Below are 14,334 nucleotides of genomic sequence, written 5' to 3'. Positions count from 1 at the left end.
TCATGACAATCTTTTGAAAGGATGTTTGTTTTATGACACACTCAATAACTGACTTGTCGATCGCTTCGATTCGAACACTTTCTATTGATGCAGTTGAAAAAGCAAATTCAGGACACCCAGGGATGCCAATGGGGGCAGCACCGATGACTTATACCCTGTGGACCAGACATATGAAGCATAATCCTAATAATCCGAAATGGTTTAATCGTGATCGCTTTGTACTATCAGCGGGACATGGATCAGCATTATTGTACAGCATGCTTCACTTATCAGGGTATGACTTAACGATTGAGGATTTAAAGCAATTTCGTCAATGGGGAAGCAAGACTCCAGGACATCCTGAATATGGTCATACTGCTGGTGTTGATGCAACTACAGGTCCCTTAGGACAAGGGATTGCAATGGGCGTTGGGATGGCAATGGCCGAACGTCATTTAGCGGGTGTATACAATAAAGACTCATTAGAAATTGTAAACCATTTTACATACGCCATATGTGGAGACGGTGACTTAATGGAGGGGGTTTCAGGTGAAGCATCATCACTTGCTGCTCACCTGAAATTAGGGCGTTTAATTGTTTTATACGATTCAAATGATATTTCTTTAGACGGTGACCTTAACCAGGCTTTTTCAGAATCAGTTGAACAACGGTACAAGGCATATGGGTGGCAGTATGTTCGTGTAGAGGACGGAAATGATATTGATGCAATCGATAAAGCTATTGAAGAAGCAAAAGGAGATTTAACCCGTCCTGCACTTATTGAGGTTCGAACGACAATTGGTTATGGTTCTCCGAATCGTGCAGGAAAATCAAAAGCTCATGGTGAACCATTAGGAGCTGATGAATTAAAACTTACAAAAGAAGCGTATAACTGGACATTTGAAAACGATTTTCATGTACCAAGTGAAGTCTATGCTCATTTTGAAGAAACTGTAAAACGGACAGGCGAACAAAGTGAACAAGAATGGAACCAATTATTTAACAATTATAAGGATAGATACCCAGAGCTTGGCACTCAACTAGAAATGGCAATTGATTGCAGTCTGCCAACAGGTTGGGAAAAGACGTTGCCAGTCTATGAAGTAGGAAAGAAGCTCGCAACACGAGCATCATCTGGTGAAGCATTAAATGCGATTGCAAAGAGTGTCCCACAATTCTTTGGTGGTTCTGCCGATTTAGCGGGATCAAATAAAACGATGATACAAGATGCAGCTGATTTTATGCCTAATAATTATAGTGGTCGCAATATTTGGTTTGGAGTTCGTGAATTCGCAATGGGTGCAGCCTTAAATGGGATGGCCCTTCACGGTGGTCTTAAAGTATTTGGTGGTACTTTCTTTGTATTCTCGGATTATTTACGACCAGCAATAAGACTAGCTGCATTAATGAAACTACCGGTCACATATGTGTTTACACATGACAGTATTGCAGTAGGTGAAGATGGACCAACGCACGAACCGGTTGAACAATTACCGGCTTTAAGAGCGATGCCAAATTTATCTGTGATTAGACCTGCTGATGGAAATGAAACCGCGGCTGCATGGAGAACGGCAATTGAATCAAAAGACGTTCCAACAGCGCTTATTTTAACAAGACAGAATTTGCCAACCCTAGAGGGAACAGACGAAAAAGCATATGAAGGTGTACAAAAAGGTGCATATGTTGTATCACCTGCAAAATCTGGGCAGCCTGTTGCTCTCATTTTAGCAACAGGTTCTGAAGTAAGTCTTGCAGTAGAGGCACAAAAACAACTCGCAAACGAAAATATTGAGGTTTCCGTAGTAAGTATGCCATCATGGGATCGTTTCGAGGCGCAATCAAAAGAATACAAAGAATCTGTTATACCAAAAAGTGTGAAAAAACGATTAGCAATTGAGATGGCAACACCACTTGGATGGGAGAGGTATACCGGTGATGAGGGAGACATCCTTGGTATCCACGGATTCGGCGCTTCTGCACCTGGTGAGATTGTGATGAAAGAATATGGGTTCACTGTTGAAAATGTCGTGAATCGAGTGAAGCAATTACTTCAATAACGCAAAAGGGGGCGAAAACGGCCCCTTTTCTTGATAAATAGCAGTTTCGACAAAACTAGACGATTCTTACTCCAGTATCAGACAAAATACACAGACTCTTTCGAATATACTATTCCATATTAGATTAACTTTACTGAGCATGCATGCTCAATAAAGTTAAAGCCTCCGGCGGATGCCACGATTTTTTAAAGGAAATTTTTCGAGCAAGTCGAAAAAAATCGGGCAGCAAATACGCCAAGGCGCATTTGATAGTAGGGAGGAAAGAGTATGAGAGAATATTATATTTATTTAATAGAAGAAGAATTTGCCACTCATTACTTTGGGCGTGAGTCACTAATCTATCATCTGTTTTTAGAATATAACCAATCCAAACAGGAGCAGAAACAAGTTTTGTTGAAACAAATTGAATTTATTACGAGGGCGATTCCAATATTCCGCATCCAACAAAAGATTGAATCAAGCCTTGCTCATTATTCTTATTATCAGAGTGAAGGCTATATCCACACACTTGAGTGGAATGAATTTAATAGTTATGCAAAACTAACCATACATAATCATTACATCCGTTTACAGTCAACTGGAAGCTATGAGGCTGAAACGGCCTTTTTTGAAATCCTGCGTAAGTATGACCGATGTTTTCTAGCAATGGATTTTTCTGCAAATAAATTTGGGTGGTTAAACCCTATTAAAGAAAGAAAGTTTGTATAAGAGCTAGGAAAACATAAAACAAATATTGTATAATTGCTATTGGTTTAGTACACTGTAATGAGACAACATGAAGGAGGAAGTTTTTGTATGATGCAAATATGGTTAGCTATCGTCTTAATCGTGGTAGCTTTACTTGGTGGCGTTGCATTAGGATTCTTTATTGCACGTAAATACATGATGAATTACTTAAAGAAAAATCCACCAATCAATGAGCAAATGCTTAAAACGATGATGATGCAAATGGGTCAAAAACCATCACAAAAGAAGATCAATCAAATGCTAAAAGCAATGAACGGTCAAATGGACAAGCAATAAAAGTTGGACAAACTTAGTTACAACTTTCATAAAAAGCCACTTTTCTAGTGAGTAATCACTAGAAAAGCGGCTTTTTTGTTTTTTGTATTTGCGACTATAAATCCCTTTGGTCCACATTTAACTCAATTAAATTTCCATCAGGGTCGGCACAGAAAATTTGTGCAAAGCCACTCACGCTATCCGGCTTTTCAAGCACAGTTACATTATTTATGGAGAGCCAATTTAATGTGTCATAATAGTTTTCAACTCTTAGGGCAAAATGCCCCTCACGGCTGCTGATGCTTTTATCCTTTCGAATCGTTTGTGATTTCGGCAGGACAATTAAATGCAACTGTTGATTTCCTACCGCATACCAAGCACCAGGGAAGTCAAAGTTTGGACGTTCAATTTCCTTCAAACAAAGAATATTGCTGTAAAAATCTTTTGCTTTTTCAAGATTCGTTACTGTTAAACTCACATGATGAAGCTCTTTGTAATTAATCATCATCGCTCACCTCAATTTTTGATCTAAAGTCAATTATAGTTGAAACTTTGAAAAAATATAATCATTTCAACTTATATTTCATGAAAGCTTCGTTACCATCTTCCTACTATTATAAAAATTTGGTAAACTATTATAGCACTTATTTCGTCTTTCGGAGGATTATTGGATGAAAATCTTTAAAGATCTAATGTGGTTTTTTAAGCAGGAAAAAAAATCATATGTAACTGGTATTTTCTTATTGCTTATTGTAGCTTTGTTGGAGCTTGTTCCACCTAAGGTAATTGGTTTGACGGTTGATTTTATTGCACAAGGAACACTCACTAAAGAAATCTTATTTAAATGGTTGGCTATATTATTAGTAACTGCGTGCACCGTTTATGTTGTTCGGTTCTTTTGGAGAATTATGATTTTTGGTTCATCCGTAAAATTAGCAAGATTATTAAGGAATCAACTTTTCGAACATTTTACGAAAATGTCTCAAAACTTTTTCCAAAAGAGAAGGATTGGCGACTTAATGGCCCATTCAACAAACGATTTACAAGCTATTCAGCAAACGGCCGGTTCAGGAGTGTTGACGTTAGTCGACTCAATTGCAACTGGTGGATTCGTTCTATTAACGATGGCAATCACAATAAATTGGAAATTAACGTTGATCTGTCTAATTCCGCTGCCGTTTATGGCACTATCGACGAACTATTATGGAACACTATTACATAGAAATTTTCACAAAGCCCAGGAAGCATTCTCTAGTCTTAATGATAAAGTACAGGAAAGTGTGAGCGGAATTAAGGTCATAAAGACCTTTGGACAAGAGGAAGAGGATATAGATTCATTCAGCAAGCAGTCTGATGATGTTNTAGATTCATTCAGCAAGCAGTCTGATGATGTTGTTCAAAAAAACCTTTCCGTTGCAAAAGTTGATGCTCTGTATGACCCAACGATTTCATTAATAGTAGGAATTTCCTTCTTTTTAGCAATTGTGTTTGGTTCCAGGTATGTACTTGGAGGTGAGATGACAATAGGAGAATTGGTAACCTTCACTACCTATTTAGGGTTACTCATATGGCCATTACTTGCTTTCGGTTGGCTGTTTAATATTGTGGAGCGGGGAAGAGCATCCTATGACCGGGTATCAAGCCTTCTTGCTGAACCAATGGAAATAACAGATCGTGAGAATGCTAGGGAATTTACACCAACAGGTGATATTGAGTATTCCATTTCGAAATTTTCATACTTAGGAGAGTCAAAACCAACTTTAGAAGGGATCCGTTTTATCTTACACCGTGGTCAAACACTTGGAATTGTTGGAAAGACGGGTGCTGGAAAAACGACATTGTTAAAAGTTTTAATTCGTGAAATTGAAGGCTATGAAGGGCAAATATTGATTGGTGAAAAAGAAATTAAGGCTTATACATTGGATGCTTTACGTAAGGGAATTGGCTATGTTCCGCAGGATCATTTTCTTTTTTCTGCAACAGTTGCTGACAATATTGCGTTTGCGAAGCCTGATGCAACTTTGACTGAAATTATCGAAGCAGCAAAGCTTGCCAATATTCATGAGGATATTTTACAGTTCACAGATGGATACGAGACGATCGTTGGAGAACGGGGTGTATCATTATCGGGCGGACAAAAACAACGGATTTCGATTGCAAGGGCATTATTGATGAATCCAGAAATTTTAATATTAGATGATTCATTGTCAGCGGTTGATGCGAAGACGGAAGAGGAAATTTTACGAGCCCTCCGTGAAAATCGTGAAGGAAAAACAACATTCATTACATCACATCGTTTAAGTGCCATTCAGCATGCAAATCAAATAATTGTTCTTGAAGATGGCAGGATTGCTCAGCATGGTACGCACGATAGGCTAATGGAAGAAGAAGGATGGTATCGTGATATGTATCATCGCCAACAGCTTGAATCACTTGTGGAGCATGGAGGGTAAAGCATGGACAAAATGTCAAAAAAGGAACAAAGGCGTACATTAATACGCCTTCTCTCATATACAAAATCACATACTAAGGAATTTGTGTTTGCATTCGCATTGTTATTGATTGCTACTCTTGCGGATATTGTTGGACCAATTTTAATAAAAATTTTCATTGACGATTATTTAACGCCACGACATCTGCCGATCCAGCCATTAGTATATTTAGGGGCAATCTATCTTTTTATTCATTTTTCAAAGGTTATTCTTCAGTATTTTCAGCTCGTCAAATTTCAGGAAATCGCTTTGAAAATTATTCGCGAAATGAGGATAGAGGTATTTTCAAAGGTTCATAAGCTAGGGTTGAAATATTTTGATAAAACGCCAGGCGGAAGTATTGTATCAAGGGTAACGAATGACACGGAGGCTATCAAGGATATGTTTGTCGAGGTTGTCGCCACCTTTGTGCAAAATGGAGTGTTTTTAATCGGCGTCTTTATTGCAATGTTTTATTTAAATGTTCAACTAGCCCTGTTTTGCTTATTGTTAATTCCGATTTTATTTATTTTGATGCAAACGTATCGTAAATTTAGTTCAAGATATTATCATGATATGAGGGAACGAATTAGCCAGCTAAATGCAAAGCTTAACGAATCTCTTCAAGGTATGGCGATTATCCAGGTGTTTCGACAGGAAAAAAGATTGCGTCGTGAATTTGCTGAGATCAATGATGCCCATTACCAAGCGGGAATTAAGAATATAAAGCTTGATGGACTGTTACTGCGGCCAGCAGTTGATTTTATCTATATCGTGACGATCATTTTGGTCTTAAGCTTTTTTGGAATTTCTGCTCTTGAAAGCCCGATTGAAATCGGTGTCCTGTATGCTTTTGTAAATTATCTTGACCGTTTTTTCGAGCCGGTTAATCATATGATGATGCGTTTATCGCTTTTACAACAAGCAGTGGTCGCTTCACAGCGAGTATTTGAACTATTGGATCATGGTGAACTAGCACCTCAAACTGTTGGGATGGAGAACCCTTCGATTGAAAACGGAGAAATTGAATTTAAAAATGTCAGCTTTTCCTATGATGGCAAGCGGGATGTTTTAAAAAATATTACATTTACTGCAAAAAAAGGAGAAACTGTTGCTCTGGTGGGGCATACGGGTAGTGGAAAAAGCTCAATCATCAATTTATTAATGAGATTTTATGAGATTGAACGTGGGAATATTATAATCGACGGCAATCTGATTCAATCATATGAAAATAACGAACTCCGTCAAAAGGTAGGTCTTGTGCTTCAGGATCCATTTTTATTTGTTGGAACCATTAAAGAAAATCTTCGTTTAAATAATCCAGAGATTACAGATCATGATATCGAGAAGGCAGCTACATTCGTTCAAGCAGACCGGTTCATTAATAAACTTGAGGGAGGGTACGATTATCAGGTTGTCGAACGGGGTTCAACTTTCTCAAGCGGTCAAAGGCAGTTACTAGCATTTGCACGGACAATCGTAACAAACCCTAAAATTTTAGTTCTAGATGAAGCAACAGCGAATATCGATACAGAAACGGAGGAGGAAATTCAAAAGGCTCTTGAAAAAATGAGGCAGGGAAGGACAACTATTGCAATTGCCCACCGCTTGTCGACAATTCAAGATGCCAATTTAATACTAGTATTGCATCAAGGAGAAATTGTTGAAAGAGGAACGCACCAAGAGTTATTAGGGCAAAAAGGGTTATATTACAAAATGTTTTTACTTCAAAATGGCAGTATAGATACTGTTGAAAAAGCAGTCATGTAAGATAGAAAAACCTCTCATGTATTTGAGAGGCTTTTCTGTGTTCTTCCGGTATTATATTGATTTAAAAGATTATCTAGATCTTGGCTTACTTTAATGGTGACATTAGCGGTAAAACCGTGTTTCAAGACAATTTCAACCAGTTCGGTTCTTTTTTGTTCAATTTTAAGTAGAAGTTGTTCTTTAGACACTAGTAAAACCCCTTCGTTTGATTTTAAGATTTGTCATCTACAAGTTATTTTCTAGTATAACATATAATGGTAAATAGTAGGACTGTAAGTTATTTGGAAATTTATTCAACCTGCAAATAGCGAGTGACACAAAACTTTCATATTAATAATTATGAATACATATCGTTATTTGCTAGAATGGTAATGACCTTAACTTTATTCAGTAGATATATCCAATTTTATTAATCGGTGGATAATGCAAAAAGCGTATACAATTTGCATATTATTTCAAACATAGGCTGAATAAAGTTATAGCCTCCGGCGGATGCCTCGATCTTTAAAAGGAAATTTTTCGAGCAAACTCGAAAAAAATCGGGCGCAAATACGCTAAGGCGCATTTGATTATAGGAGTTGTTAAAATGGCAGATGTAAATGTGTTCCTTGCTTTTGGTGCCGGATTTTTATCCTTTATCTCACCTTGTTGTTTACCGTTATATCCAGCATTTTTATCGTATATAACAGGCGCATCTGTAAGCGAATTAAAAGCAGAAAATGCTATGCTGCAAAAACGGAGTATTTTACATACAATTTTCTTTTTAGTTGGATTTTCGATTATATTCGTGATGCTCGGCTTCGGGACTTCCTATGTCGGCCAAATTTTTAGTGATTATAAGGATTTAATTCGTCAAATCGGTGCTATTTTCATTATTTTCTTTGGTTTATTTATACTTGGATTTATTAAACCAAAATTTTTAATGAAAGATCGCAAAGTTGAATTCAAACATCGTCCAGCAGGTTATGTAGGGTCTGTCTTTATAGGAATGGCGTTTGCGGCAGGGTGGACACCATGTATGGGACCTATTTTAATGTCTGTTATCGCACTTGCGGGTTCTAATCCAGACTCTGCAATGCTCTATATGGTGTTATATTCATTAGGATTCTCTATTCCATTCCTTGTGCTTTCATTCTTTATCGGACGCTTACAATGGATTCGAAGAAACAGTATAAAAATAGTAAAAATTGGTGGATATGCAATGATCATTATGGGAGTTATACTGTATTTTGACTGGATGACAAAAATAATTGCTTATGCGTCAGCACTCTTTGGAGGATTTACCGGTTTTTAGTCGAATTAGTTACCAGACAAGTGTTTTCAAGGAGGGCAAGTAACCGTGGCAAGAATCTTAGTAGTTGATGATGCGAAATTTATGAGACTTACTCTTACAGACATTTTGGTTAAAGCGAATCATGAAGTGGTTTCAGAGGCTGAAAATGGGCTTGAAGCTGTTGAAAAATACAAAGAGACTAGACCAGATCTTGTAACAATGGATATTACTATGCCAGAAATGAATGGCATTGACGCAGTTAAAATGATAAAAGAATTTGACCCAAAGGCACGAATTATTATGTGTTCTGCTATGGGGCAGCAAAAAATGGTCGTTGATGCAATCTCTGCTGGAGCCAAAGATTATATTGTTAAGCCGTTTGATGACAGCAGAGTTGTAGATGCGATTAATAGAGTTCTAATTTAAGAGTAAACCCATTTAAGATATTATTTCTTGAATGGGTTTCATTTGCTATGTATCGAAATTTACAGACGATTAGTAAAAAGGACTGATTTATTTGGTAATTGCATCTTCAATTGTCGCAATTATGATGGCAATTTTTGTCACTTTTTTAAGAGCAAAATCTTCTCAAAACCCTGCTTCTGTAAAAAAAATTATTTTGCCTCCGGTTTTTATGAGTACAGGGGCACTCATGTTTGTACACCCGATGTTCCGTGTAACGCCAATGGAGATTTTAGAGGCAGTAGTTGTTGGAATGCTTTTTTCAATCCTGCTAATAAAAACTTCATCATTTGAAATAAGAGAAAATGACATTTACTTAAAACGCTCAAAAGCATTTATTTATATTTTAGTTGGTTTATTGGCAGTACGGCTTGTTTTAAAATCAGTATTAAGCACAACGATTGATTTTGGAGCATTAAGCGGGATGTTCTGGATCCTTGCATTTGCGATGATTGTCCCTTGGCGGATCGCGATGTATGTAAAGTATAAAAGGCTTGCTTTAGACCTAAAAAACTCGGCATGATGATGCCGAGTTTTTTAGTAGTCTTAAAATAATTCATTATATGGTATTACGTCTATTTGTTTTTCCTTTAATGTTTTTAATAAGAATTTATGGTCGCGCTTCGGTGTGGCTATGATATATCCTCGAACCACTAAATCCTGCGTAATTTCTGTTGCTTTTTCGGTAAGTGCGAGTTCACCAATTTTTCCTGCGATTTTTTCTCTGGCTACATCACGAAAAAGCTCTGGCACTGGCTTCACTAAATCCTCTAATAAAGCCTTCAGGTCGTTTGGCCACATATGTCGCGTTTGATCTATGTAATAATCTTGCCAATCTAAATCTGACTTTCCATCTTCCTTTGGAAGTTTCTTTAAGAACTTACGGAACATAAAAAAGCCGCCGATTCCTAGAATGGTGATAAAAAAGAATACCCAAATTAAAATAAACCATAAAAACCATCCAGTTAACTGCATGAAATTGTTCACCTCAATGGTTCATTATACCTTATTCAGTGATAATTTTGTAATATGAATAATAAATTATTCAAAAAAGAGACATCATATAATTCTCTATGAATGGGAAATATACGGATATGAAAAAGATACTATTTTTTACGTGTTTGTTTATTTTTATAGTCGATTTATCCCATGGGGATGCAGAAGAACTAGTACGTGTACGACTTGAAAATTTTGTTGGCGATACGGAAGAGATCCAAGTGCAATTTACAGGTGATTATTTTACCTTAGACCCAACTTTATCATTGCGACAAGGAGTGAACTATCGGTTATATGTCAAAAACGGAAGTTTATATCTGAAAGGGGGAGAAGTAAACCAACAGGTGGAAAACAGCTTTATATTAATCCCCCGCAGCTATACTGAGAACCATCGTGTTTATATTGATGAACGGCCATATTTAGGTGCGATGGAGTTTCAACTAGAGAGTAACCATTTTGTTCGGCCGGTTAATCAGCTTCCCTTAGAGGATTACTTAAAAGGGGTTGTCCCACTTGAGGTGTTCCCAGCATGGAATATCGAGGCATTAAAGGCGCAGGCACTTGCTGCAAGAACCTATGCCGTATCTCATCTTAATGAAGATATGGATGATACAACCTTTTATCAGGTGTATGGCGGTTATGCATGGAATGCACGGACAACAAAGGCTGTTGAAGCTACAAAGGCACAGGTGATTACATTTAAAAATAAGCTAATCGATGCCTTTTATTCGGCCAGTAATGGCGGAATGACTGAGAATAATAAAAATGTGTGGGGAGGAGAGAGTCGTTCATTCTATCCAATCAAAGAAGATCCATTTGATCCTATACATCCTTGGGAATTTTCCCTATCAAAAACACAATTAAACCTCGAAAAAATTGATTGGGAATCTGATACTGCATGGGATGGGCTTCAGGAAAAAGACAAAGAAATAACAGCAGTAATGAAAAGATCAATTAATCGTCAAGGGTATCCTGGGGAAATTGCGATCCTTTCGATTCCTAATTTCGAGGTAAATCAACAAAAGTATAAATCAAATCGATCCATTACCGGGTCAATTGAAGTTGAATTTTTACAGAAATTAATCGATGGTACAGTTCTTTTAGGAAATGTTAAGCTTGAAAATGTGAACTTAAATCGCATTCGACCAATGATTGGCGGTACTGTTTTTAAAAGCTATTATATTGACTCACTTAGTACTGATGATACAAAATATCTGATGAAAGGAAAAGGCTATGGACATGGTGTTGGGATGAGCCAATGGGGAGCAAGCATTATGGGGGATAAAGGGAAAAAATATGATGAGATCATTCAATTTTATTTTCCTGGAACCAGGATCACAAATTTTGAAGAAATCACACATTAGAAAAGGGTCCTGTAGTTTTTTACAGGACTTTTATTTTTATTTTGTTTTTCCTCTTTTTGCGTTTGCTATTTTTTTTGATGTAAATTTCAAGAATTTCATTTCGAAATAGTGCTTCTATTTTCTTTTTTTCTAATTCGAAAGGAAGAGTTACGATTCTTTCGGTTAATATTGTATCATTTGGAGGTTTTACGCAGTCAGTCAGCTTGATTTGGAAGGTGTCATTTTTTACATTAAGCTGGATTTGCTCGGGTTGGTATCCTGATAATTCAGCCTCGATAATATACTCATTTTGAGTCTCAAACAAATCAATTCGAAATTGATAATCGTCTAATAGATACGGATCTTCAAGGAATTGTTTCATCCAGTCCTCCAACCCATTTACGGATAGAGGAATTGAATCATCGAAATTATTCATATTCTAAAACCTCCATGTAATTCTATATTCAGAGTATTCAAAATGAAGGCTGTTCGTGATAATGAAAATGTAGAAATGGTACAATCTGTTGTAAAGTCAGGCGCAATCATGTAAAAATAGACATACATATGCATGTGTGTGGAGGAATCGACATGAAAAATAATTTAAAACTTCTCCCAGCTATTCATGAACTACAAACTCATCCATCCTTTTTGCAGATCCAGACTAAATATCAAGTTGGAAAGGACTATATGACGAATATATTACGTGATGTAGTCATGGAGATTCGAAATGAAATCATGCGTGGGGAATGGGGTAACATGATTACTTCGAAGGAAGATATGATGGCTATTATCTTTCAGGAAGGAAAAAAAGAGCTAGTAAATAGAACAAAATATTATTTAACAAAAACAATAAATGCAACTGGGACGGTTTTACATACAAATCTGGGACGAGCACGGCTTAGTGATGAAGCCATTCAGCATGTTGTCAATATTTCAAAAGGGTACTCTAATTTGGAATATAATATCGGTGAGGGAAAACGGGGCTCCCGTCATTCAATTGTGGAATCCCTTTTAGTGGAATTAACAGGTGCCGAGAGTGCCATTGTTGTTAACAATAATGCTGCAGCTGTGTTTATTGTTTTGCGTGTGTTAGCTAAAAATAAAGATGTGATCGTATCACGCGGTCAATTAGTCGAGATAGGCGGCTCATTTCGCGTTTCCGCAATCATGGAGGAAAGTGGTGCAACACTAATTGAGGTAGGCACTACCAATAAAACACATTTAGTGGATTATGAGAACGCGATTTCAGAGGAAACAGCAATGATACTTAAGGTTCATACGAGTAACTTTAAAACAATTGGTTTTACAAAAACGATTGATGTTTCAGAATTGGTTACCCTGAAGGCCAAAAAGGAGAATCTTGTCATTTATGAAGATCTTGGTAGTGGGGTTCTTTATGATTTTAGGCAGCACGGAATTGGAGATGAGCCTGTTATCAAAGAAATTTTGGAACAGGGAGTTGACCTTTTATCATTTAGCGGGGATAAACTCCTGGGTGGTCCACAGGCCGGTATCATTGTTGGAAAAAAAGAGTTGATTGATCAATTAAAAAATCATCAGCTTGCTCGAGTTTTGCGTGTTGATAAAATGACATATGCGGCCCTTGAAGCAACTTTATTTTCTTGTCTGAAAGGAAAATACTCCGAAATACCGACCATTCGTGATATCACAATTCCAAAAGAAGAGATCATGGAAAGCTGTCAGCTTTTTAGTAAAGAATTAGCAGGGAAAACAAATCAATGGACAATTGAGATAAAAGAAGAAGGTTCGCCGATCGGAGGAGGAACAATGCCGGGAGTCGAGGTTCCGACTTATGTGGTTTGTTTATCACATTATAAATTGTCTGCTGAGGATGTGGCAAGACAACTTCGTGAGCATTCTCCGCCAATCATTGTACGGATAAAAAATAATCAGGTCGTACTTGATTTTCGAACAATTGAAGATGAAGATATCAAAGAATTGGTTAATGCGATTCTGCTTATAGAATAAAAAGCCCCATGTCTTATGTAGTTTTTGATGTCTAGCTCCAGGCGCCATCGGCTCGAGGTCACAAGCCAATCGCTTCGGAAGGCAAAGAACGCCTTCCGTCAGCGCTTTTCTTGTGCTTGACTTAGGAGTGCTGACATCGACGTTCGCCACAGGACGTGGCGGTAGTTAGTCGATGTTCCTCAAACCGGGCGCCTTGCACTTTTCTTAATTTTACATATCGTGTCCTTGGTTATGTTTTTGTCTAGAGTGGTTACGGTTTTTCACTTTTTTCGATCCACTTAAAGGTTGTGGCTGGCTTCCCGAATTTTGCCCACCGTTTGCTCTAATATCCTTGAATGTATTTTTTTCTGCCATGTTTTATCCCCCCTTATAGTAAATAGGATAGTGTTTTTCCACTTTTTTATGCGAGAGAAACCGAATGATTTTTTGGAAAAAAGGTAAGCTATTATTGCACGAATTACCTCAAGGGAGTTGAAAAAATGCCTTATCATAAGGATAAACAGCAGGCTTTCCAGGCAGCGCAGCAAGGAACAGAGCAAGCGAGAGATGTTTATGAAAATATTGTCAGCAATGATCCTGACTATGGTGCACATCTAAAACGATTGAAAAATGAAGTTAATGAGGCCTATCAACAAATTGAAAATGCCTTGGAGGTCGCATCAGAGCACCAAAAATCTCAGCTTCAGCAGTTTCAACAGGATTTACAATCCATTATGAATGAAGTAAAAGATTAAAAAACAAGCCCGCATTAGCGGGCCTTCCTGATCCTAAGGATTGTCTAGCTTAAGGAGCCATTGGCTCCTTGCGCCTTTCTTGTTTATTGATTTTTCTTTCGCTTTTTATTATTTTGACGTTGTTCTGCTGTTAATGGCTCATTTGCAAATTCCTCATTAAATCCCGCTCCAACACCTTGCGCACTTGCATCGTTCATTCCAGGTCGAACATGATTTGCTTTGCGTTTCGACATACACTCACCTCCGATCTTATTTTAT

17 protein-coding genes are annotated in these 14,334 nt (G+C 37.4%); 11 read left to right on the top strand and 6 right to left on the bottom strand.

Annotated elements, in window-relative coordinates; genetic code table 11:
* Positions 1 to 32 precede the first annotated feature (32 nt).
* The 3 genes from tkt (at position 33) to LKW28_RS10590 (ending at position 3,059) form a co-directional block, all read left to right on the top strand.
* The gene (tkt, locus tag LKW28_RS10600; RefSeq protein ID WP_229140328.1) at positions 33 to 2,036 is read left to right on the top strand and encodes a transketolase; all 2,004 of its coding nucleotides are present in this window, start codon (positions 33 to 35) and stop codon (positions 2,034 to 2,036) included.
* 267 nt (positions 2,037 to 2,303) lie between these two features.
* On the top strand, positions 2,304 to 2,744 hold the full coding sequence (sirA, locus tag LKW28_RS10595; protein ID WP_229140327.1) for a sporulation inhibitor of replication protein SirA: 441 nt from the start codon (positions 2,304 to 2,306) through the stop codon (positions 2,742 to 2,744).
* Between the two features lie 90 nt (positions 2,745 to 2,834).
* A complete protein-coding gene (locus LKW28_RS10590) occupies positions 2,835 to 3,059 on the top strand; it encodes a YneF family protein (protein WP_229140362.1) in 225 nt (74 codons plus the stop codon).
* Positions 3,060 to 3,153: 94 nt separating this feature from the next.
* Here the strand turns inward: LKW28_RS10590 and LKW28_RS10585 are convergent, their stop codons facing one another.
* Positions 3,154 to 3,543 carry a VOC family protein gene (locus LKW28_RS10585; protein ID WP_229140326.1) on the bottom strand — a complete coding sequence of 130 codons (390 nt, stop codon included), beginning with the start codon at positions 3,541 to 3,543 and terminating at the stop codon, positions 3,154 to 3,156.
* Between the two features lie 166 nt (positions 3,544 to 3,709).
* On the opposite strand from LKW28_RS10585, the gene LKW28_RS10580 reads away from it, so the two are divergent.
* Together LKW28_RS10580 and LKW28_RS10575 are read left to right on the top strand one after the other, a co-directional pair.
* A complete protein-coding gene (locus LKW28_RS10580; protein WP_229140325.1) occupies positions 3,710 to 5,491 on the top strand; it encodes an ABC transporter transmembrane domain-containing protein in 1,782 nt (593 codons plus the stop codon).
* A 3-nt stretch (positions 5,492 to 5,494) separates the two neighbouring features.
* Positions 5,495 to 7,279 carry an ABC transporter ATP-binding protein gene (locus tag LKW28_RS10575; protein WP_229140324.1) on the top strand — a complete coding sequence of 595 codons (1,785 nt, stop codon included), beginning with the start codon at positions 5,495 to 5,497 and terminating at the stop codon, positions 7,277 to 7,279.
* Between the two features lie 14 nt (positions 7,280 to 7,293).
* Here LKW28_RS10575 and LKW28_RS10570 read toward each other — a convergent pair whose 3' ends face one another.
* Complete coding sequence (locus LKW28_RS10570; RefSeq protein ID WP_229140323.1) at positions 7,294 to 7,467, bottom strand: Spo0E family sporulation regulatory protein-aspartic acid phosphatase; 174 nt, start codon at positions 7,465 to 7,467, stop codon at positions 7,294 to 7,296.
* 398 nt (positions 7,468 to 7,865) lie between these two features.
* On the opposite strand from LKW28_RS10570, the gene LKW28_RS10565 reads away from it, so the two are divergent.
* The 3 genes from LKW28_RS10565 to LKW28_RS10555 all read left to right on the top strand — a co-directional run bounded on the left by LKW28_RS10565 (position 7,866) and on the right by LKW28_RS10555 (position 9,537).
* A complete protein-coding gene (locus tag LKW28_RS10565; protein ID WP_229140322.1) occupies positions 7,866 to 8,573 on the top strand; it encodes a cytochrome c biogenesis protein CcdA in 708 nt (235 codons plus the stop codon).
* A 45-nt stretch (positions 8,574 to 8,618) separates the two neighbouring features.
* Positions 8,619 to 8,978 carry a response regulator gene (locus LKW28_RS10560; protein WP_324255028.1) on the top strand — a complete coding sequence of 120 codons (360 nt, stop codon included), beginning with the start codon at positions 8,619 to 8,621 and terminating at the stop codon, positions 8,976 to 8,978.
* 85 nt (positions 8,979 to 9,063) lie between these two features.
* Positions 9,064 to 9,537 carry a cytochrome c biogenesis protein CcdC gene (locus tag LKW28_RS10555; RefSeq protein WP_324255030.1) on the top strand — a complete coding sequence of 158 codons (474 nt, stop codon included), beginning with the start codon at positions 9,064 to 9,066 and terminating at the stop codon, positions 9,535 to 9,537.
* A gap of 23 nt (positions 9,538 to 9,560) precedes the next feature.
* Here LKW28_RS10555 and LKW28_RS10550 read toward each other — a convergent pair whose 3' ends face one another.
* Positions 9,561 to 9,989: a DUF2621 domain-containing protein gene (locus LKW28_RS10550; RefSeq protein ID WP_229140321.1), complete on the bottom strand. Its 429-nt coding sequence runs from the start codon at positions 9,987 to 9,989 to the stop codon at positions 9,561 to 9,563.
* 119 nt (positions 9,990 to 10,108) lie between these two features.
* Here LKW28_RS10550 and LKW28_RS10545 point away from each other — a divergent pair, with 119 nt between their 5' ends.
* Positions 10,109 to 11,374, top strand: coding sequence for a SpoIID/LytB domain-containing protein (locus tag LKW28_RS10545; RefSeq protein ID WP_229140320.1), 1,266 nt, complete (start codon positions 10,109 to 10,111; stop codon positions 11,372 to 11,374).
* 19 nt (positions 11,375 to 11,393) lie between these two features.
* On the opposite strand, the gene LKW28_RS10540 is transcribed toward LKW28_RS10545, so the two are convergent.
* Complete coding sequence (locus LKW28_RS10540) at positions 11,394 to 11,789, bottom strand: Hsp20/alpha crystallin family protein (RefSeq protein WP_229140319.1); 396 nt, start codon at positions 11,787 to 11,789, stop codon at positions 11,394 to 11,396.
* Positions 11,790 to 11,941: 152 nt separating this feature from the next.
* On the opposite strand from LKW28_RS10540, the gene selA reads away from it, so the two are divergent.
* The gene (gene selA, locus LKW28_RS10535) at positions 11,942 to 13,342 is read left to right on the top strand and encodes an L-seryl-tRNA(Sec) selenium transferase (protein WP_229140318.1); all 1,401 of its coding nucleotides are present in this window, start codon (positions 11,942 to 11,944) and stop codon (positions 13,340 to 13,342) included.
* Between the two features lie 210 nt (positions 13,343 to 13,552).
* Here the strand turns inward: selA and LKW28_RS10530 are convergent, their stop codons facing one another.
* The gene (locus tag LKW28_RS10530) at positions 13,553 to 13,696 is read right to left on the bottom strand and encodes a small acid-soluble spore protein P (RefSeq protein WP_229140317.1); all 144 of its coding nucleotides are present in this window, start codon (positions 13,694 to 13,696) and stop codon (positions 13,553 to 13,555) included.
* A 125-nt stretch (positions 13,697 to 13,821) separates the two neighbouring features.
* Here LKW28_RS10530 and LKW28_RS10525 point away from each other — a divergent pair, with 125 nt between their 5' ends.
* Positions 13,822 to 14,076 carry a hypothetical protein gene (locus tag LKW28_RS10525; RefSeq protein ID WP_229140316.1) on the top strand — a complete coding sequence of 85 codons (255 nt, stop codon included), beginning with the start codon at positions 13,822 to 13,824 and terminating at the stop codon, positions 14,074 to 14,076.
* 83 nt (positions 14,077 to 14,159) lie between these two features.
* On the opposite strand, the gene sspO is transcribed toward LKW28_RS10525, so the two are convergent.
* Entirely contained in the window at positions 14,160 to 14,309 is a 150-nt protein-coding gene (gene sspO, locus LKW28_RS10520) for a small acid-soluble spore protein O (protein WP_121446675.1), read from the bottom strand.
* Positions 14,310 to 14,334 lie beyond the last annotated feature (25 nt).

The organism is Bacillus sp. REN16 (assembly GCF_020731355.1).
Taxonomy (GTDB): Bacteria; Bacillota; Bacilli; order Bacillales; family Bacillaceae_L; genus Ferdinandcohnia.
The sequence above is the reverse complement of the archived record's forward strand: the minus strand, read 5'-3'. Positions and strand labels throughout refer to the sequence as shown.

What these genes read in the sequence shown, in the direction of transcription:
- sirA (WP_229140327.1), top strand. Translation starts at nt 2,304, where the DNA reads ATGAGAGAATATTATATTTATTTAATAGAAGAAGAATTTGCCACTCAT.
- LKW28_RS10565 (WP_229140322.1), top strand. Translation starts at nt 7,866, where the DNA reads ATGGCAGATGTAAATGTGTTCCTTGCTTTTGGTGCCGGATTTTTATCC.
- LKW28_RS10590 (WP_229140362.1), top strand. Translation starts at nt 2,835, where the DNA reads ATGCAAATATGGTTAGCTATCGTCTTAATCGTGGTAGCTTTACTTGGT.
- selA (WP_229140318.1), top strand. Translation starts at nt 11,942, where the DNA reads ATGAAAAATAATTTAAAACTTCTCCCAGCTATTCATGAACTACAAACT.
- LKW28_RS10575 (WP_229140324.1), top strand. Translation starts at nt 5,495, where the DNA reads ATGGACAAAATGTCAAAAAAGGAACAAAGGCGTACATTAATACGCCTT.
- tkt (WP_229140328.1), top strand. Translation starts at nt 33, where the DNA reads ATGACACACTCAATAACTGACTTGTCGATCGCTTCGATTCGAACACTT.
- LKW28_RS10550 (WP_229140321.1), bottom strand. Translation starts at nt 9,989, where the DNA reads ATGCAGTTAACTGGATGGTTTTTATGGTTTATTTTAATTTGGGTATTC.
- sspO (WP_121446675.1), bottom strand. Translation starts at nt 14,309, where the DNA reads ATGTCGAAACGCAAAGCAAATCATGTTCGACCTGGAATGAACGATGCA.
- LKW28_RS10545 (WP_229140320.1), top strand. Translation starts at nt 10,109, where the DNA reads ATGAAAAAGATACTATTTTTTACGTGTTTGTTTATTTTTATAGTCGAT.
- LKW28_RS10525 (WP_229140316.1), top strand. Translation starts at nt 13,822, where the DNA reads ATGCCTTATCATAAGGATAAACAGCAGGCTTTCCAGGCAGCGCAGCAA.
- LKW28_RS10540 (WP_229140319.1), bottom strand. Translation starts at nt 11,789, where the DNA reads ATGAATAATTTCGATGATTCAATTCCTCTATCCGTAAATGGGTTGGAG.
- LKW28_RS10585 (WP_229140326.1), bottom strand. Translation starts at nt 3,543, where the DNA reads ATGATTAATTACAAAGAGCTTCATCATGTGAGTTTAACAGTAACGAAT.
- LKW28_RS10530 (WP_229140317.1), bottom strand. Translation starts at nt 13,696, where the DNA reads ATGGCAGAAAAAAATACATTCAAGGATATTAGAGCAAACGGTGGGCAA.